Consider the following 17,979-nt stretch of genomic DNA (forward strand, 5'->3'; position numbering starts at 1 on the left):
TTTTCCCCCGCAATTCATTCTGATTATTATGGACACCAATCTTACACTGGAACTTTTTATCGGCCGGGGAATGATCGACAAATCCCTGGCGAAGGACATCAAGGAGGAAATGACCGTCTCCGGCAAGGAGCTGCCGGAAGTGCTGGCAGACTTCGGCATCATCGGCAGCAAGGACGATATCTGGCAGATGATCGCCAGCGACCTGGGGACGGAATTCATTACGCTGGACAACTTCCAGCCGGACCCGAACGTGCAGAACATGATGCCGGCCACGCTCGTGCGCCTGCACGGCGCCCTGCCCGTGCGGCACGGCCCGGAAGGCCTGTACGTCTGCCTGGTGGACCCCCTGAATCCGCAGACGGTGGAGGACCTGCGCTTCGCCCTCGGCCAAGACATCCACGTCCTCATCGCTCCGGATTACCAGATTTCCGAACGCATCAACGAACTGTACGGCGGGGAATCCGCCGCCATGACGGACCTGATGCAGGAGCTCAACAACATGCAGGTCAACAATGAAACGGAAGATTCCGCCGCCGCGCCCGTCATTCGCTTTGTGGACCTGGTCATCACGCAGGCCATTAAGGAAAAAGCATCCGACATTCACTTTGAACCCTTTGAAAAGGAATTCAAAATCCGCTACCGCGTGGACGGCTCCCTTTATGAAATGCAGCCGCCGCCCGTTCACCTGTCCGTCCCGGTTATTTCCCGCGTCAAGGTCATGGCGAACATGAACATCGCGGAACGCCGCGTTCCGCAGGACGGCCGAATCGTCAAGCAGATAGGGAACCGGGCGGTGGACATGCGTGTTTCCTCCCTGCCCACCCAGTACGGTGAATCCGTGGTGCTCCGCGTGCTGGACCGCTCTTCCGTCAACCTGAACCTGGACAACCTGGGGCTCCCCCGCATATTCATGAATATATTCTGGATACGGTCCACAAACCCAACGGCATTTTCATCGTCACCGGTCCCACCGGCGCCGGCAAGACCACCACGCTGTATGCCGCCCTGCGGGAAATCAATACCATTGATTCCAAGGTGCTGACGGCGGAGGACCCCGTGGAATACGACATCGACGGCATTATCCAGATCCCGATCAATGAAGCTATTGGCCTGGATTTCCCGATGGTGCTCCGCGCCTTCCTGCGACAGGACCCGGACCGCATTCTGGTGGGGGAAATGCGAGACATGGCGACCGCCCAGATCGCCATCCAGGCATCCCTGACGGGCCACCTGGTGCTCTCCACCCTGCACACGAACGACTCCGCCGGCGCCATTACGCGACTGGTGGACATGGGCTGCGAACCTTTCCTGGTGGCAGCCTCCCTGGAAGGGGTGCTGGCCCAGCGCCTGGTGCGCACCATCTGCCCGGACTGCCGCACGCCGTATGAACCCTCCTCCACCATCCTCTCCCAGCTTGGCGTGTCTCCCTATGAACTGGGAGACAAGCATTTCTTCACGGGCCGCGGTTGCGACAAATGCTCCAACTCCGGCTACAAGGGCCGCAAGGGGATCTACGAGCTTCTGGATATCAACGATACCCTGCGGGACATGATTACGGACCGCGCGCCCTCCGTGGTGCTGAAGCAGAAGGCCATTGAAATGGGCATGTCCACCCTGCGTGAAGACGGTCTGAGAAATATTTACGACGGCAATACCACCATTGAAGAAGTGCTGAAGTATACTTAATGGACAGCCGGATACCGCACCCACCATTTCAACCACCAAGCAGAAAACACTTAAAACACCACATATATGCCTAAATATCAATATACAGCACTTGACCATAAAGGCGACCAGAAAACGGGTACCCTGGAGGCCAATTCCGAAGCGGAGGCCATGGAATCCATCCGGGCGCATGGCCTGTACCCCACCCAGATCGTAGAAGCGGGAAAAGGCAAGATTCAGCAAACGCCCGCCGCCAAGAAGAAGGCCAAGGGAGGCAAGAAGCAAAAAGGCAGGCTGGGCGGCAGAATCAAGGCCAAGGCCCTGATGATTTTCACCCGCCAGCTCGCCACCCTGATTGACGCAGGGCTTCCCCTGCTCCAGAGCTTGAACGTGCTGGCCAAGCAGGAGGCGAACCCCAACCTGCGCGTGACCATTGAAGCCCTGGGCGATTCCGTGCAGGGCGGCTCCACCTTCTCCGAAGCCCTGGCCCAGCATCCCAAAATCTTTGACCGCCTGTTCGTGAACATGGTGAAGGCCGGTGAACTCGGCGGTGTGCTGGAAGTCGTGCTGAACCGCCTGGCGGAATACCAGGAAAAGGCGCAGAAACTGAAGAGCAAGGTGATCTCCGCCATGGTGTACCCCTCCATCGTGCTGTTCATTGCGGTGGGCATCGTGATCTTCCTGATGCTGGTCATCGTCCCCAAATTCAAGGCGATGTTCGCGGAACAGAACCAGGAGCTTCCCGCCATTTCCGAATTCGTGTTCGGCATCAGTGACTGGTTCATGGCCGCGCCCTTATTCGTGCCCAACGCCGTCATTCTGGCCGCCGTCGTCGCCATCCTGTATGCTATCTTCACGGCCATGAGCAAGACGCCCAACGGCCGCCGCAAGATTGACTCCGCCCTGCTGACCATGCCGGTCATCGGCAACGTGCAGAGCAAGAGCGCCATCGCCCGCTTCGCCCGTACCTTCGGCACGCTGGTGACCTCCGGCGTTCCCATCCTCCAGGCGCTTACCATCACCAAGGATACCGCCGGCAACATGATCGTGGGAGACGCCATCGGCCTCATCCATGATTCCGTGAAGGAAGGTGAATCCGTGGTAACGCCCATGTCTTCCTCCAAGCTCTTCCCGCCCATGGTGATCTCCATGGTGGACGTGGGTGAAGAAACCGGCCAGCTTCCGGACATGCTCCTCAAGATCGCGGACGTGTACGATGATGAAGTGGACAATGCCGTGGGAGCCATGACCTCCATGCTGGAACCCATCATGATCGTATTCCTGGCCGTGGTCGTGGGCGGCATCGTGTTCGCCATGTTCCTGCCCCTACTGCAGGTCATTGAAAAAATGGGTTAACCTCCCTACGCAGAACCAGATGAAGATTCGATCCGCATACAGCCGCCTCCGGGCGGCAAAGGGCTTCACCCTCATGGAAATCCTGGTGGTGATGGTCATCATCGTGGTGCTGGCCACGCTGACCATCTCCATCTACACCTGGCTTGAAACCAGAAAGAACGAGCAGGCCACGGAATCCATCGTCCGCAAGATTGAAATGGGGCTGGAAAGCTACCACAGCGACCATGACCGCTACCCCTACGGTACGGAAGCCCCTTTCAACAATCACGGCGTGGCCGTGGCAAACGGTGAGGAATACAGCTCCAACGTCGTTTACATGGCCCTGTTCGGGGACCACAAGAATGAAGGCGTGCCCGGCAGGGATACCACCATTTACAATGACGAACTGAACCCCGCCACCCAGCCCAAGAGCAACCCGACCGTCCGGGAAGTCCACGTGAAAAGCAAGGACGGGAGGCCGGTCACCCTCTACATTCTGGCGGACCCGTGGGGCTCCCCCTACCGCTACCGCCTAGGCAGCGAGCAGGCCATCCCCACCAAATCCGCCAATGCCAAGAACCTGAAAATGGGCAACGGCCTGAATCCGGATTATGATTTCTGGTCCTTCGGCAAGGACGGGGACAGCGATCTCAAAGACCCGCATGCCCCTGAAAACGAGGACGACATCGGCAACCTGCCGAAGTTCTGATCCTTCCTTTTTCTCCGCGAACGGCCCTTTTTTCCGGCAGCCTTCCTCCCTCTCCGGCGGAGGAAGGCTGCTCTGCGTACAGGGCACTATTTGCTGGCATCCGGACAGGTTCTGGCGTATGATCCGGGCATTGCCATGAAACGCATTTCCCTGATTGTTCCCTGCCTGAATGAAGAACAGGCCATTCCGGCGTTCAAGCAAGAAGTAGACCGGGTTTTCAAGGAACACCTGGCGGCCTATGCCCTGGAACTCATCTTCGTGGATGACGGTTCCACGGACCATACCTTGGAAATGGTCAAGAAACTGGCAGAGCATTCCCCGGAGGTGAAATTCATCTCCTTTTCCCGCAACTTCGGGAAGGAAGCTGCCATCTATGCGGGGCTGGAAGCTGCTACGGGAGATTACGCGGCCGTCATGGACGTGGACCTTCAGGATCCTCCTCCCTGCTTCCGGAGATGGTGAAAGCCATCGAGAAGGAAGGATACGACTGCGCAGGCACGCGCCGCGTCACCAGGCAGGGGGAACCGCCGCTGCGGTCCTTCTTCGCGCGCGCCTTTTACAAGACGATTCACCGGATATCGGACACGCACATCGTGGACGGGGCCCGGGATTACAAGCTGATGACGCGCCCCGTGCTGGAAGCCCTGCTTTCCCTGAAGGAATACAACCGCTTTTCCAAGGGGCTGTACGAATGGGTGGGCTTCCGCACCAAATGGTTTGAATACGAGAACGTGGAACGGGTAGCCGGAGAAACCAAGTGGTCTTTCTTCAAACTGTTCCTGTATTCCATTGAAGGCATCGTGGCCTTTTCCACCGCTCCCCTGGCGCTGGCTTCCATCATGGGGGTGCTCCTCTCCTTCATTTCCTTCCTTTCCATCATTGTCCTGACGATCCGTGAATTGATCTGGCCCCATTCCGCCTACGGCTGGACTTCCATGGTGTGCGTCTTCTGCCTGATGGGAGGCATCGTTCTGCTGTGCCTGGGCATCCTGGGCCAGTACCTGGCCAAGACCTATACGGAAGTTAAAAAGCGCCCCATTTACATTGCCAGGGAACGCTCCATCGCTCCTTCCAACTAGCCCTCCCCATGGATACCGAACCGGATTTCAGCATCGTCACGCCCAGCTATAACTACGCCAGGTACGTGCGGGAGTGCATTGAAAGCGTCAAGAATCAGGAAGGAGCCACCTTTGAACACATCATCCAGGATGCGGGCTCCACGGACGGAACGCTGGACATCCTGAATTCCTATCCGCACCTGAAACTCCATGTGGAAAAGGATTCCGGCATGTCGGAAGGCATCAACCGCGGATTCCGCAAGGCACGCGGCAAGTGGGTCATGTGGCTGAATACGGACGACCGGCTGCTGCCGGGCGCTCTGGCTGCGGTCAAGGCTTTTGCGGATTCCCGGCCGGATGCGGACATCGTGCACGGCGCCTGGAACTTCATCGGCCCGGACGGAGCCCTCCAGCGGCCCATGAAAGCCCTTCCCTACAGCCTGAACATGCACATCTGGTACGGAACTTACCTGGCCTCCACCGCACTGTTCCTGCGCCGGAGCACCACGATTGAAGAAGGGTTTCTGCTGGACGAACGGTTCCGCTACGATATGGACGGGGAATATTACGCACGCCTGGGCCGTGCCGGAAAAAAGTTTGTCCATTACAACAGGCTGCTGGCGGATTTCCGCTGGCACGGCGACAACCTGAGCGCCCCCAATGTGGAACGCCGGGACATGGACGCCGAATTAAAACGCCAGAAACAGCACAGCGAAGACGCCGCCATCAAGCGCGTTTACGGCTATTCCTTTTCCAAGCAGAGCTGCAACAACATCCTGGACGGCTTCATGCGGGAGGCCTACCGCATGAAAAAGGCCTTCCTTTACCTGACCACTCCCTGGGAAAAGTAATCCGCTGCTCCCTCTCCTTCCCTCCTCCCCGGAGCCTCCGGCCCGTCCTCCCAATCTCCGGCACTCCCTTCCTTTCCACAAAGGCGCTTCCCGGTACGGCAAAGGCCGCAGCCGTTTTACAGCCGCGGCCCGTCACAAACCGGATGGAAAAAGGATAAAACCTTAGTTAAGGCTGTCAAACAGCTCTTCTTCCCGGAAGAATCTCACCAGTTCCACGGCGGCGGATTCCCGGCTGTCGGAAGCATGGCAGATGTTCATCATGCTGTCCGTTCCGTAATCGCCGCGGATGGTGCCTTTCTGCGCCTTCTGGGAATTGGTGGGCCCCAGCAGTTCGCGCACGCGTACAATGACGCCGGGCCCCTTCAGGGCGATGGCGATGACCGGAGAGCTGGTCATGAAATCAAGCAGTTTCGGGAAAAGCGGTTCCCCATTGACGACAAGGTCCAGAATATGGGCGTAATGTTCCCGGAGCACCGGCTCGTCAAGCTGAATCATCTTTATGCCGCGCAGGCGAAACCCTTCGGACAAAAAACGTTTCAAAATGGTGCCGGAAAGGTTTTTCCGCACGCAATCGGGTTTCAGCAAAATCAGCGTTGTTTCTTCTTGAGTGTTTGGCATAAAATTAGCGAAGTTTCAGGATGAAGTGAGGGAATTACACCCTAATCCCCGGCAGGTCAAGGATAATTGCGCAACTGGTCTTTTCCGCCGGGAAAGGAATTCGTCACAGGCTTCTCTTATAGGAATCACACCGGTTCCGCCATCCGGCAAGCCAGCGCGCCTCTCCGCGGGCCGGCGGGCTGTTGTCCACGCGACGCTGGAGCACCCTTTTGGCCGCCTCCGCAAACTCAACCGCCGCAGGCTGTCCGGGAGAGGCCGGGCGCATCTCCTCCAGCACCTGCCTGAGCCCCCAACCCTGCCCCCGGTATTGTTCCGCGGGGTTGGTTCCCTCCCCCTTGAAATTCACGTAGTCAATCAGGGCATACATGCCGTTGGGCGCCGTCGCCACGGCATTGTAGCGGGCAGCCATTTCCGCCGGACGGCGGGACTGGCTCTTGATGCGCCCCAGGGCAGCCACGGACCTGGCAATAATGAAATCCGCCTGCATTTGCAGAGCCGCCGGGCTGGACAGCCACTGGCGCATCCGTTCAGGAAGGCCGCCCCGTACGTCCGCCGCTTCAAATTCCGCCCTGGTGCGCCACGGGGCCGCGCCGGAAAACCATTCCGGAACGCGTGCTCCCCTCTTACGGCAAAACTGGACAAAGGAGGGAAAGCTTTCCTCAAACATTTCCGTAATCCCGGCGGGGAACCAGATGAAATGCCCAATGCCCAGGGAGGGGAACGCCTCCCCCGGTTCCAGGAAACCAGCCCCTTTACTGTTCCGGCGCATTCATTCTGCCAGATTTTCCGCGCGATCTTCGCCTTCACTTCTCCTGCATCCGGAGCCGCCTGAACCCAGCCGGGCGCGCCGCACGCCAGCATCAGGATAAAACCTGCCATTTTTCCATGCATGGGGTTACTTTCCTTCCCCGGCGCGGGCAAGTCAAGCCGCTTCAATTTCTCGTGCCAAAGACGGCGCCCCATGCTACGCTTGCCGCGCACGGCATGATTCTGGCGTTTAACAAACCTTACGGGGTCCTTTCCCAATTCACGCAGGAGGCTCCCCACCACCGGACACTGGCCGAATTCGGCTTTCCTGCCGGCGTGTATCCCGTCGGCAGGCTGGACGCGGATTCGGAAGGGCTGCTGCTTTTATCCGATGAGAAAGCCCTGGTGGACCGCCTCCTGAACCCCTCCAACCGGCATCCCAGAACCTACTGGAGCCAGGTGGAAGGCGTTCCGTCCGCCACGGACCTGCTTCCTCTGGAACGCGGCGGCCTCTCCATCCAGGGGTACCGCACGCTGCCCTGCCGGGTGCGCCCCATGCACGGAGAGCCGGACGTACCGCCCCGCAATCCTCCTGTCCGCTACCGCGCAGCCATTCCCACCTCATGGCTGGAATTGACGCTCGTGGAAGGAAAAAACCGCCAGGTGCGGCGCATGACCGCCGCCATCGGGTTTCCCACGCTCCGGCTCCTGCGCGTCCGGATCGGGAGGTTCACCCTGTCCGGCCTGGAACCCGGCGCGTGGAAGGAGCTGGACTCCCGTGAACGAAGGGAGCTCATGCCGTAATATAGGCTTGATTAGGGGGAGGCACAGCCTGTATATGTCTTTCCGCATCAGGAGATCCTACCTAGACCTTTTTACATGAAAGCCGAACTCGTCGAACAAGCCGCCAAAATCATTCCCGAGCCCCAGATGCTGATCAACGTGGTTTCCCGCCGCGTTGCCCAGCTCAACAATGGCCGCGCTCCCTTGGTCCCCACCACCCCCCACATGGGCAACGCGAACATTGCCCTGACGGAGATTGTTGAAGGCAAGCTCGTCTATCATGCGGAATCCGACAGTCTCCAGGAAGACAGCCAGTAAAAAGCACGTCCCCCTTATTGCCGTTCCGGCCCGGATTTCCGCACGGAACATCCCCTCTTCAACCAGGCCCCCGGCTCTTCCAGCCCGGGGCCTTTTCATCCCTCCCCTCCAGTCATGAGCTCCGACATCTCCACCAACAAGAAAGCCCGCCGGGATTACGAAATCCTGGACACCTACGAATGCGGCATGGAACTCAAGGGAACGGAGGTCAAATCCATCCGCGCCGGCAAGGTGAACATCGCCGATTCCTTCGCCAGGGTGGAAAACGGCCAGATGCTCCTGTACGGCTGCGACATCCAGCCGTGGGAAACTGCCGGAGAGTTCTTTCAGCACCAGTCGCGCCGCCCGCGCCGCCTGCTGCTCCACAAACGGGAAATTTTCAAACTGGAACAGCAGACCTCCCAAAAAGGCTGTTCCCTGGTCGCCCTCAAGCTGTACTGGAAAAACGGCAAGGTAAAACTGGCGCTGGGCCTTGGCAAAGGCAAGACCCACCGCGACCAGCGCTATGACCTGAAGGCCCGCGTGGAAATGCGGGAAGCCCAGCGGGAAGTGGCCCGCATCAACCGCCGTTAATCAACGCCGTCCGCTTCTTCCTTTCCGGAGGCCGTTCCCGTTTCCCTGCTCTCCGCTCTATATTCTGCCGGAGTGAGCGGGAACGCCCTATAGAAAAGCCGCCGCGGGAAAGGGACTATAACTTCCAATCCACGGGCAACTCCACCTGGCCGCCCTTCTTGTCGTCATAACGGATGAAACCGTGCTCCGCCCCGTACCAGTGGACATCCCGCGTCACCTTCACGTCAAAACAGCAATAGCGGGCAATATCCATCAGCAGGTCCGTATTTCCCGTCTGCACGTATTCCGCCCACCACTTGAGGGCCTGGGTGCCCACGGCCGTTTTTGAAGAGCCGATGGAAGCGGCGGCCACGGAATCCAGCTTGACGCGCACGCCGCCGCGCTGTTCGATGTCCTTGCACAAATCGAGGTTGTTCGTGATGTCGATCATATTCCACATCGTATAGCGCTGGAGCACGCCGTAGTCGAAATGCTCGTGGTTGTACCCTACCACCAGGTCGGCCTGGCGAAGCTGCAGGATAAGGTCGTCCACCATCTCCTCGGAATAAATCGTGTATTTGCCGGAAGCTGTGGAATAAGTCACGCCCACGGAAACGCGCATGTCGGCCGTATTGTGCCAGCCGCCCACCTCCGCTGCGGAATGACGGGTTTCCAAGTCAAAATACACGATGTCTCTCATCGGAGGAAACGTACATTATTTGCCACTTTTGGACAAGTCCCACTTGAACGGAAGGCGCGTTTGTGGTGAAAATAGGCTCATGCAGCCCCGTTTCCACATCGTCATGTTCCATCCGGAAATTCCGCATAACACGGGGGCTGCGGGGCGGCTGGCTCTGGCAACGGGATCCAGGCTCCACCTGAGCCGGCCACTGGGGTTCAGCCTGGATGAAAAGCACGTGCGGCGCACGGGACTGGACTACTGGGCCAAAGTGGACCTGCATGTCTGGGACAGCCTGGAGGAGTTAAAACAGGCGGCAGATCCCTCCGCGCGGTTCTGGTACCTGAGCACCAAGGCGCACCGCTCCCACTGGGAGGCGGATTTCCGGGAGGGGGATTACCTGGTCTTCGGCCCGGAATCCCGCGGACTGCCGGAAAGCATGCTGAAGGAACACGCGGGCACCGCCCTGACCATTCCCATGCCCGGAGAAGGCTCCCGCAGCCTGAACCTCTCCACCGCCGTGGCGATTGTCCTCTATGAAGGATTGCGCCAGCTCGGCATCTGACACGGAGACCGGAGCAATCCTTCTTGCCGCCCCGGTCACGACAGGCCACGGGCATGAATGGACTTCCCGGCAACGGCAGCGGTCCAATCAGAAATGGAAGGCGCTCCCTAGCCAGGAGAAGAAGCGGTCTCCGCGCCCTTCCGCCGCCAGGGGCGCACCAGATAAAAGAGAATCAGGGAGGCGACAGCGCCGCAGGTATCGCAGAACATGTCTTTCTGGGCGTCCCATATATCGCCCTGGGAGCCGAGAAAATCATTCGCGTCATTCCCGCCCACAATGACCGCATACTGCCATTCAATGATTTCATACGCCGCGGCTACAGCCATCACGAAAAAGAGGCCGAAAATCCCCGCCAGCACTTTCCCCGCATATTGCTTGCGCACCAGATACTCCGCTACGGGAAACGCATAAAACCCCACCGTAAAATGGGCCACCCGGTCAAACGGGTTCCGGTGGGCTCCCACCAGCTCCCGGAACCACTCGAAAGGCACTTCCGCAAACGTGTAATGCGCCCCCACCGTATGGCAGGCCAGCCAGAAAAACATCAGCGTGTAGGACCAGTTGCTGAAACGGAATCTCCGGAACCCGGTCGCCAGGAGGACGACCGCCAGCGCCACGGGAATCACCTCCGCCACCCAGACGGAACGGGAAGAAGGGGAAATGCCAAGGGCAATGAACAGCACGGCGAATACCGCCAGCAGGTAGAAGGGATAATTTTTCATGAGGGAGAAAGGAGAAGCAGAAAAGCGCGGGAGCCGACACAGGAAAGGCGCCGGAGATAATCTCCGGCGCCTTTTCCGTTAAAAAACTTTTACCGCATGTCAATGGTAGGCACCGGAATGCGGTCCTTGGGGCCCGTATAAAGGGTCAGGGGCCTGTACAGCGTATTGTCCTCCATCTGTTCCAGCACCTGGGCCACCCAGCCGCAGCAGCGGGCAATGGAGAAAATGGCGGTGAACAGCCTAGTGGGAATGCCGATGCTGTAATAAACCGTGGCGGAATAAAAATCCACATTGGCATTCAGCCCCTTGCGTTCCCGGACAAGTTTGGCGATGCGTTCCGACATGCGGATCCACTTGGGTTCCCCGATCCGGGAGGAAAGGCGGATGGCCATGCGGCGCAGATGCGGAGCGCGGGGATCCAGCACACGGTACACGCGGTGGCCCATGCCCATGATCTTTTCCTTCCGCGCCAGTTTGTCCTCAATGTAGGAATCCACCTTGTCCTCCGTACCTATTTCCTTGAGCATTTCAATCACGCCTTCATTGGCGCCCCCGTGAAGCGGCCCTTTCAACGTGCCGATGGCCGCCGTGATGGCGGAATACATGTCTGAAAGAGTGGCGATGCAGACGCGCGCCGCAAAGGTGGAGGCATTCATGCCGTGGTCGGCATGCAGGATGTAGGCCACGTCCAGAATGTGGGCTTCATCCCGGTTCGGCTCCTCCCCTTTCAGCAGCCACAGGAAATGTTCCGCCTCATTCAGATCCTCCCGCACGGGGGAAGATCCAGCCCCTGGCACAGACGGTAATAGTACGCCACCATCACGGGCACCTTGGCGATGAGGCTGAGGCCTATCTCTTTCAACTGGCCGGAATCCTTCGTCCGGTCGTCATACATGCCGAGCATGGAAACCGCTGTCCGGAGGGCGGACATGGGCCGGGCGGACTTGGTGGCCGTTTTAAAGAAATCCAGAATGGGCTGGGGAAGGTCGCGGTCGGAACGGAGGCGCTTCTTGATGCCCTCCAGCTCATCCCGGTTGGGCAGCCGCTTGTTGAGAAGCAGGTAAATCACTTCTTCAAAACAGCACATCTCCACCAGGTCATCAATATCGTAGCCCAGATACAGCAGACGCCCTTCCTCACCGCGCACATCACTCAAGGCAGATTCATTAGCTATGATTCCTTTTAAACCTTTGGGATATGTGTGTCGTGCGGAAAAAGTGTCATTGCTCATGTTTTAAAAAATGCTACTAGTGATGAAGATTACCGATTAAAAGTCTAACAATCTTCCAGAAAGTCAAACCTTAATTACGCCTTCACGGCCCACGCGGGGCGTTTGGCGCAGGTGATGTGGGGCGCCCTTACATACAGCGGTTCCGCCGGACCTTCCAAAAGTTCCTCCCTGCGGCCCGCGGCCAGGGACTGCCATGCGACTCCCAGAGCCTCTGCATGCGGGTACACGGGAACGCCCCCCGTCATTTCCCGGGCTGCCAGAGTTTCCGCCGTTTCCGTGGAATAAACGGGCACGCCATTTTCCAGGCATTCCGCCATGCGGGCGCGGGCCTGCTCTGCGGGCAGCACTTCCGGAGCGGCCGCCAGAATGCCGTTTTCCAGCCTTCCCCAGGTCCAGCCGCCGCGCCGGGCGTCGGACATCACGCAGGCCTTCCCGTCGTGAATGCCCAGTCCGTTCCAGGAGGAAAACGCCGCCACGCGGGAACCGTGCACCAGGGAAAGGCCGTCCGCCACGGCAAGAGCCACGCGGATTCCCCCGTAGGCGCCGGGCCCGGAACCGACCACAATTTCCTTTAAACACCGTCCTTCCAGGGCATCCAGCGCCTGGCGCACCGCCTCAAAGATGGCGGAGGAATGGTTGCGTTCAGCTCTCCATTCCACCCGGCACAGCAGTTCCTTTCCGCCCCATGCCGCGGCGGAAGACTGCGCGCAGGAAGTTTCCAGAACCAGCAGAGCATCTTGCATGCGGTGGATTATACAGGAAGTTCCGGCGCGCATAAAACATTTTTTCCCCGCTTTCCGGAAGCAGCAAATTTGGTTCGCATTTATGCGGAAGTCCCCTTATGCTGGCCTTGCACTTCACCACCGCATGCCCAAGGCACCCAGACACACACCGCCGCGCCAGGACTGGCGCCGGTATGCAGAAACCGCCCGGAAGCCGCGCTCCACGGCAAGCCTTGGCGACATGATGAGGCAATGCAACCGTGACGCCTGGGACAAGACCTACCGCGCCCAGGTCACCTCCGAATGCTGGGAGGACGAATGCCAGGAATTCACCTTCATGGACCTTCCGCGCAAAACCCGGTTCGTCAGGCACGCCGTAGCCACCCTTCTTCTGCTCCCGCTGGCCCTGATTACGGCCATGTCCCTGTGCGACCAGCTCGCCCACGCTTCCGGCAGTCTCAACATCCTCTTCTCCATCCCCGTATGGTACGCCCTGATGGGGGCGGCCGTGTGGGTGGTGCTGGGCAGCAGCAGGCTGTTCACCTCATCCCTGCTGTACCTGTACGTGCTGGGCCATGAACTGACTCACGTGCTGGCGGTCTTTTGCAGCCGCGGCTCCATCCATGCCTTCAAGGCGGATCTGGACGGGGGATACATCCAGACGGATAAAAACAACCTCTTCATCTCCCTTTCTCCCTATTTTCTGCCTCTTTGGGCCATGCTGTGGGGGCTGGTCTGGGGGATGGCGTACCTCTTCTGGCCCACGGTCACCTGCCAGGCCCTTCTTTACTCCGGCCTGGGCTTCTGGTGGTGCTTCCACCTGTTCTGGACGGCATGGATCATCCCCAAGGACCAGCCGGACCTGGCGGACAACGGAACCTTCTTCTCCCTAATCCTTGTTTACTTTGCCAACCTGCTTCTCTTCCTGGTGCTGCTGCGCCTGTTCAACGCCGTAAGCCTGCACCGCTTTTTGACGGACTGCGTCCACAATGCGGAAAGGCTGTGGGACGCCCTCAGGGACCTCCTCATGCTGGCGGCCGGCTTGTTCCTGTGAAAAATATTCTTTTCCTTACCGGCAAGGATGAACGGCAGAAGGTGAAAAGGAATCCAACCTTTCAGCAAAAAGGAGATTCCATGCAAGCCACACACTTCATTACCCTGACCATGGCCGCCGTTTCCCTGATGGGCTGCAACCCCAAGGAAACCGTGAATGCCCTCACCTCCGATCAAAACGTCACCCAGCAGATGGCCGTGAGATTCGCGGAAAACATGGTAGGCCTCCCGCGGGCACTCGTCGTCTCGGATGCCAGAAAAGCGGCGCCAGGCGATAAAGTCACCGTCAAGGGAGCCGTACTGGGGGATGAACCCGTTTTCTCAAAAAATATTGCCTCCTTCACCATCGGGGATCCGGCCCAGCTCCTGGCCAACATGAAGGAGCGCGGAGTGTGGTCCACCGGAACGGTGCCGGTGGAAATACGGAAAAACAACACGATGACCGTTCAATTTGTGGATGACCAGGGCCAGCCCATCAAACACTCCGCCAAAGGTGTGAACGGGCTGAAGGAACGTGACGCCGTCATCATTACCGGAACCATTGATCCTCATTCCACTCCTGAAAATCCGGTGCTGAACATTGAAAGCATCGTGATTGAATAGCAACCCTTCTGTGCCAAACCCTGATTCATGTCAAACGGTTCGGGCGTCTTGCGCCTGAACCGTTTTTCGTATCAGGATGCGCGCATGGGATTTGATCCAGCATCTTTGGGAATGATAACACTGGCCGCCACTTCGGCGGCAGCGGGCGCGGCCTCCGCGTCCGCCCAGAAAAAAAGTGCAGAAGCCACCAGGCAGGCGGCGGATGCAAACGCCGCCACCCTCAGGAACGAGGCGGACCTCCAGAAACAGACGGGCGTGGAAAATGCCAAACGCATGCAGCAGGACGCCACACGGCAAATGGGCGACGCCCGCCTGGACGCCGCCCAGTCCTCCCTGCTCCGGGATGGTTCCGTGCCGGTCAGGGAACAGGCCCTGGCGACGCGCCTGCAAACCCGGATTCAGGATGAAGCGGCGGCAGCCATGAGGAATGCCCAGTCCCTGTACAACCGGGCGAACATGGAACAGTACATGGGCCGCGCCAATGCAAGAGCCCAGAAAACCGCCGCGGCAGGCACCCTGCTCTCCGGATTCGCCCAGGGAGGCAACGCCCTTCTCAAATGGTGAGGCAATCGGCGATAGCTGGAGACCAATCAGCGGGAACCGGAATCTGCCTGAGGAACCTCCGCAGGCGCCGGAAGGACTTCCGGCACCACGCCGCCTATCCCTATTTTGATATTCACGGGAACCGGCCTGATGCGGGAGGCCCCCTGGTACAGGGCGGCCACTTCTACAAACCGGGGCGATTTCCTGAACAGGAAGGACTTCCCCCTGTATTCATTATAAGAATGGTCGCAGGTAGGGACAGGCTTCAATCTTGCGCCTTTCACATCGTGAAACACAAAATCCTCCGCCCGGAACATCTTCTCCGAATACACCTCGGAATACACCATGAACTTCCATTCCTCCCCCGGTTCGTTCGCCGGCGCATGACGGCTGCGCCCCGTCTGCCTGGTCACTTTCAGCGTCACCGTCTCCAGCTTGGACATGTCGGCTACCTCCACCCGGTTATTCTCCAGGGCTCTCCGCACGGCAATAGGGTCCGGCACCGGAATGGAAACTCCGCTCTCCTTCAATTCCACCATCCCGAAATCCAGAGACTCCAGCCCCTGGCACAAAGGGAGAAAAAGAGTGCCGCTCACCTGAATCCAGCGGGCTCCCGGAGAAGGAACATCCTTTAAATTAAGGCTCACGTTTACCCGCCTCAAGCTCTTGTCCTCAATAACCCCTTCCCATAGACGGACGGAGCGCACCCTCAGACGCACGCCATTGGAATCGACAGCCGTCAATTCCTGTTCCGGCTGTTCCGGAGCCAGCATTTCAGAACCGGGAAACACGCAATACAGCACGATGCCTGTCTTGGTGAAATTAAAAGGCTCCCCCCTCACCAGTCCCATGGAAGACAGCCCGATGACGGGGCCCTTCAAGCTGGTGCCGGAATAAGAAGCGCTCTTGATGGGAACATCCGCCGCCATCAGCGTTCCCGCACACCAGCAGGCGATTGTGACAAACCATTTCATCTGCTTATTCGGACTAACAGCCGGGAATGGCAGCCCCTCCCAGGCCGATCTTCATATCTACGGGCACCTTGCGGAACATGCGCTTATTCCAATAGGAAACCACCACGCGCAAGGAGCGGCAGCGGGCGGAAACACGGTAATCCTTCCCCCACATGCGCATCTTCCTGCCCCGGCTGTTCAAATCGCCGCGGCCTTTCAGGGGAAGCCCGTTTTCCTCCCTGACACTCATGGAATTGAAATAAAAATCACTCCTTCCCTCCACCTTCAGATTCCAGCGGTTAAAGTTTTTTTCCAGCGTAAGGGCCACCTTGTCCTTCCGCGGCTTTTCAAGAGGCAATTCCACCCTGGTTCCTTCCTCCAGCAGAGGCAGGACTACAGCGGGCAGCTCCACCAGGTCATCAGCAAAAGCGCACAAAAGAAATCCCCGGAGGCGCACCCACTCCGCACCGGGATCAGGGCGCTGGATAGCGACGGCAAACCAGACGGGATCACCGTGTCCCACGCCGGACGCCTTGGTTGCATCGGCGGAAACCCTGTAAATCTTCAGGCTTCTTCCCGTTGAATCCGTGCAGACAAGCTCTTCCGGGGCCTCTTCATAAAAAACGGGGCCCCCAAGCTGATCTTCATAAACGCATGACATCCCCAGCAGCAACTGGGGAATAATTTTGGTCACAGGATCTTCCACCAGAATTCTCAGGAAGGACAAATGCAGCGCCGCATCCCGGAGCAACGGAACATTCGTTGAAGCAACAGCGGGATGGATAGCTGAACACACGAGAAAGAGACACGCGGAAAAACACTTCATGGAGGTAGCGACGGGGGCAATCTAACAAACACTAACGTCTGCGCAAGGAAAAAGGAACGCTTTGAAAACAAGCTGGACATAGCGACCACTCAGTATTCCTGCTTTCCCGCCGCTCTCCGTGGTTTTCCTTTCCTCCATCCACTATTCATAAAAAAACATGGTAAAATGGAAATCTGCTCAAATAACAAGGAAATAAAATTACTTTAAAAAATATAGCCAAATCCAGAATTGCTATATATTCACATCATATAAGTGCTGAAAGCCCTCCCCATTTCAAGAGAGTGTAAATCCCGGATAGAGTCCAACCTTGTCAAGTTGACTTCGCGCGTTCCAGCTCTATAAGTCATTTTATCCATTCTAACCTTTAAGATCTTTTAATCCAACGCCATGAGAACAGAGAAATATTTTATGATTGCCTTCGCCTGTGCCCTTATGAACGTCATAGACGTTCATGCAGAAAACAGGATGCTGGAAATCACATCCCAAACAGAAAACCCATCAGCTGATTGTATCATTAAAAAATTGAATAAAAAAAGGATAAGGGGCGAAAAGAAATAGGCATAGGAGAAATTGTAACACTGACACTAACACGCAAAGGAGGCAAGCCATTGAATAAGAATACGAAGGTTACCTGGACTAAGAAGGGAAAAGGAGCAACGTTAAATGGACGCGGAACCACTGCAACCTTGATGGCTGACTTGATCATGGAAAATAATAATGTTACCGTCAAAGCAGAAGCTGAGGATTTTCCTCCGGCAGAAATTACTTTTAACCTTAAAAAACCTACTCGTTTAACAGGAAAAAAAGGAGAAGAATACAGCAATCAATCAAATATTGGGTTCGGCATTACTGGGTACATTATCATTACTGTACATCCAACGTCCGTTAGCTTTTCCAACTGTGGTATTATAGAGAAAGATGGGGGTACCGTCCTTGACCCAAAAGAACCTCCGCCATTTAAACTTAACGACCATGATCCCGGCAATAAGGGAGATCCTCCTAATTTGCGCAATGAATTAGATGACCACGTAACTTTGGTTATGTTATTTAACACCATTGCCAAATTAAACGGAACGTGCAAATGGACATGGTTATCCAATTATGAAGCAACTCAAATTAAGAAGCGTATTGAACAAATCCAACAGACATTTACCGTCACACGGACAAATGATCCTGAATTCCCGAAACAGAAAAACTGTTCCGGAACCATTACAAAATTCAAAGTCCCTTTTTCGGTAAAGGCTATAGAACAAATATTATAAATTTTTATATAAAATGATAAATATATTAATATCAATTGGAATTTTCATTTTTTCCATCTATCCTACTATGGCAAAAATACAATTATTTGATGCCAGCCTCGTCAAACCTGATTCTCTTGAGGTTTTAAAAAACGCTCAGACATCAGCATCAACATTAAAAAAACTTCTTGATAAAGGTCAATCA

At 57.0% G+C, this 17,979-nt stretch carries 20 protein-coding genes and 2 pseudogenes; 14 read left to right on the forward strand and 8 right to left on the reverse strand.

The window, feature by feature from the left end; genetic code table 11:
• Window positions 1–28 precede the first annotated feature (28 nt).
• The 6 genes and pseudogenes from PVA48_RS01025 (at window position 29) to PVA48_RS01050 (ending at window position 5,618) form a co-directional block, all read left to right on the forward strand.
• Window positions 29–1,042, forward strand: coding sequence for a GspE/PulE family protein (locus PVA48_RS01025; protein WP_423232098.1), 1,014 nt, complete (start codon window positions 29–31; stop codon window positions 1,040–1,042).
• Complete coding sequence (locus PVA48_RS01030; RefSeq protein ID WP_423232480.1) at window positions 955–1,686, forward strand: GspE/PulE family protein; 732 nt, start codon at window positions 955–957, stop codon at window positions 1,684–1,686. The genes PVA48_RS01025 and PVA48_RS01030 overlap by 88 nt, the downstream gene beginning before the upstream one ends.
• A gap of 66 nt (window positions 1,687–1,752) precedes the next feature.
• The gene (locus PVA48_RS01035; RefSeq protein WP_022396633.1) at window positions 1,753–3,021 is read left to right on the forward strand and encodes a type II secretion system F family protein; all 1,269 of its coding nucleotides are present in this window, start codon (window positions 1,753–1,755) and stop codon (window positions 3,019–3,021) included.
• A 19-nt stretch (window positions 3,022–3,040) separates the two neighbouring features.
• On the forward strand, window positions 3,041–3,709 hold the full coding sequence (locus tag PVA48_RS01040) for a prepilin-type N-terminal cleavage/methylation domain-containing protein (protein WP_022396632.1): 669 nt from the start codon (window positions 3,041–3,043) through the stop codon (window positions 3,707–3,709).
• Window positions 3,710–3,844: 135 nt separating this feature from the next.
• Window positions 3,845–4,788: pseudogene (locus PVA48_RS01045) on the forward strand (glycosyltransferase family 2 protein).
• 8 nt (window positions 4,789–4,796) lie between these two features.
• Window positions 4,797–5,618 (forward strand): glycosyltransferase family 2 protein, encoded by an 822-nt coding sequence (locus tag PVA48_RS01050; protein WP_022396630.1) that lies wholly within the window; start codon window positions 4,797–4,799, stop codon window positions 5,616–5,618.
• A 162-nt stretch (window positions 5,619–5,780) separates the two neighbouring features.
• On the opposite strand, the gene PVA48_RS01055 is transcribed toward PVA48_RS01050, so the two are convergent.
• Window positions 5,781–6,236 (reverse strand): nucleoside-diphosphate kinase, encoded by a 456-nt coding sequence (locus tag PVA48_RS01055; protein WP_022396629.1) that lies wholly within the window; start codon window positions 6,234–6,236, stop codon window positions 5,781–5,783.
• A gap of 103 nt (window positions 6,237–6,339) precedes the next feature.
• Entirely contained in the window at window positions 6,340–7,005 is a 666-nt protein-coding gene (locus PVA48_RS01060; RefSeq protein ID WP_423232099.1) for a hypothetical protein, read from the reverse strand.
• Window positions 7,006–7,220: 215 nt separating this feature from the next.
• Between PVA48_RS01060 and PVA48_RS01065 the strand changes: the two genes are divergently transcribed.
• From PVA48_RS01065 to smpB, 3 genes are all read left to right on the forward strand, one after another.
• Window positions 7,221–7,787, forward strand: a complete 567-nt coding sequence (locus PVA48_RS01065; protein ID WP_102728258.1) for a pseudouridine synthase — start codon at window positions 7,221–7,223, stop codon at window positions 7,785–7,787.
• A 75-nt stretch (window positions 7,788–7,862) separates the two neighbouring features.
• Window positions 7,863–8,084 carry a DNA-directed RNA polymerase subunit omega gene (locus tag PVA48_RS01070; protein WP_022396626.1) on the forward strand — a complete coding sequence of 74 codons (222 nt, stop codon included), beginning with the start codon at window positions 7,863–7,865 and terminating at the stop codon, window positions 8,082–8,084.
• Window positions 8,085–8,198: 114 nt separating this feature from the next.
• Window positions 8,199–8,657 (forward strand): SsrA-binding protein SmpB, encoded by a 459-nt coding sequence (gene smpB / locus PVA48_RS01075; RefSeq protein WP_022396625.1) that lies wholly within the window; start codon window positions 8,199–8,201, stop codon window positions 8,655–8,657.
• Window positions 8,658–8,772: 115 nt separating this feature from the next.
• On the opposite strand, the gene PVA48_RS01080 is transcribed toward smpB, so the two are convergent.
• Entirely contained in the window at window positions 8,773–9,336 is a 564-nt protein-coding gene (locus tag PVA48_RS01080) for a ribonuclease H-like domain-containing protein (protein ID WP_022396624.1), read from the reverse strand.
• A 79-nt stretch (window positions 9,337–9,415) separates the two neighbouring features.
• On the opposite strand from PVA48_RS01080, the gene PVA48_RS01085 reads away from it, so the two are divergent.
• A complete protein-coding gene (locus tag PVA48_RS01085) occupies window positions 9,416–9,880 on the forward strand; it encodes a tRNA (cytidine(34)-2'-O)-methyltransferase (RefSeq protein WP_102728257.1) in 465 nt (154 codons plus the stop codon).
• A 107-nt stretch (window positions 9,881–9,987) separates the two neighbouring features.
• Here PVA48_RS01085 and PVA48_RS01090 read toward each other — a convergent pair whose 3' ends face one another.
• From PVA48_RS01090 to tsaB, 3 genes and pseudogenes are all read right to left on the reverse strand, one after another.
• Window positions 9,988–10,602, reverse strand: coding sequence for a DUF2238 domain-containing protein (locus PVA48_RS01090; RefSeq protein ID WP_102728256.1), 615 nt, complete (start codon window positions 10,600–10,602; stop codon window positions 9,988–9,990).
• Window positions 10,603–10,691: 89 nt separating this feature from the next.
• Window positions 10,692–11,833 (reverse strand): annotated as a pseudogene (locus tag PVA48_RS01095) (citrate/2-methylcitrate synthase).
• A 74-nt stretch (window positions 11,834–11,907) separates the two neighbouring features.
• Window positions 11,908–12,576 carry a tRNA (adenosine(37)-N6)-threonylcarbamoyltransferase complex dimerization subunit type 1 TsaB gene (gene tsaB / locus PVA48_RS01100; RefSeq protein ID WP_022396620.1) on the reverse strand — a complete coding sequence of 223 codons (669 nt, stop codon included), beginning with the start codon at window positions 12,574–12,576 and terminating at the stop codon, window positions 11,908–11,910.
• 124 nt (window positions 12,577–12,700) lie between these two features.
• On the opposite strand from tsaB, the gene PVA48_RS01105 reads away from it, so the two are divergent.
• The 3 genes from PVA48_RS01105 to PVA48_RS01115 all read left to right on the forward strand — a co-directional run bounded on the left by PVA48_RS01105 (window position 12,701) and on the right by PVA48_RS01115 (window position 14,775).
• Complete coding sequence (locus PVA48_RS01105; protein WP_102736324.1) at window positions 12,701–13,609, forward strand: hypothetical protein; 909 nt, start codon at window positions 12,701–12,703, stop codon at window positions 13,607–13,609.
• An 80-nt stretch (window positions 13,610–13,689) separates the two neighbouring features.
• Window positions 13,690–14,211 (forward strand): hypothetical protein, encoded by a 522-nt coding sequence (locus PVA48_RS01110; protein ID WP_022396618.1) that lies wholly within the window; start codon window positions 13,690–13,692, stop codon window positions 14,209–14,211.
• 111 nt (window positions 14,212–14,322) lie between these two features.
• Window positions 14,323–14,775, forward strand: coding sequence for a hypothetical protein (locus PVA48_RS01115; RefSeq protein WP_102726967.1), 453 nt, complete (start codon window positions 14,323–14,325; stop codon window positions 14,773–14,775).
• A 26-nt stretch (window positions 14,776–14,801) separates the two neighbouring features.
• Here PVA48_RS01115 and PVA48_RS01120 read toward each other — a convergent pair whose 3' ends face one another.
• Window positions 14,802–15,728, reverse strand: a complete 927-nt coding sequence (locus PVA48_RS01120) for a hypothetical protein (RefSeq protein ID WP_022396616.1) — start codon at window positions 15,726–15,728, stop codon at window positions 14,802–14,804.
• A gap of 13 nt (window positions 15,729–15,741) precedes the next feature.
• Entirely contained in the window at window positions 15,742–16,401 is a 660-nt protein-coding gene (locus tag PVA48_RS01125) for a hypothetical protein (RefSeq protein ID WP_146018135.1), read from the reverse strand.
• 740 nt (window positions 16,402–17,141) lie between these two features.
• Here PVA48_RS01125 and PVA48_RS01130 point away from each other — a divergent pair.
• Window positions 17,142–17,795 (forward strand): hypothetical protein, encoded by a 654-nt coding sequence (locus PVA48_RS01130; protein WP_146018136.1) that lies wholly within the window; start codon window positions 17,142–17,144, stop codon window positions 17,793–17,795.
• Window positions 17,796–17,979: the final 184 nt, after the last annotated feature.

This window comes from Akkermansia sp. JRP_AM1, from assembly GCF_049262625.1.
Classification (GTDB): Bacteria; Verrucomicrobiota; Verrucomicrobiia; order Verrucomicrobiales; family Akkermansiaceae; genus Akkermansia; species Akkermansia massiliensis.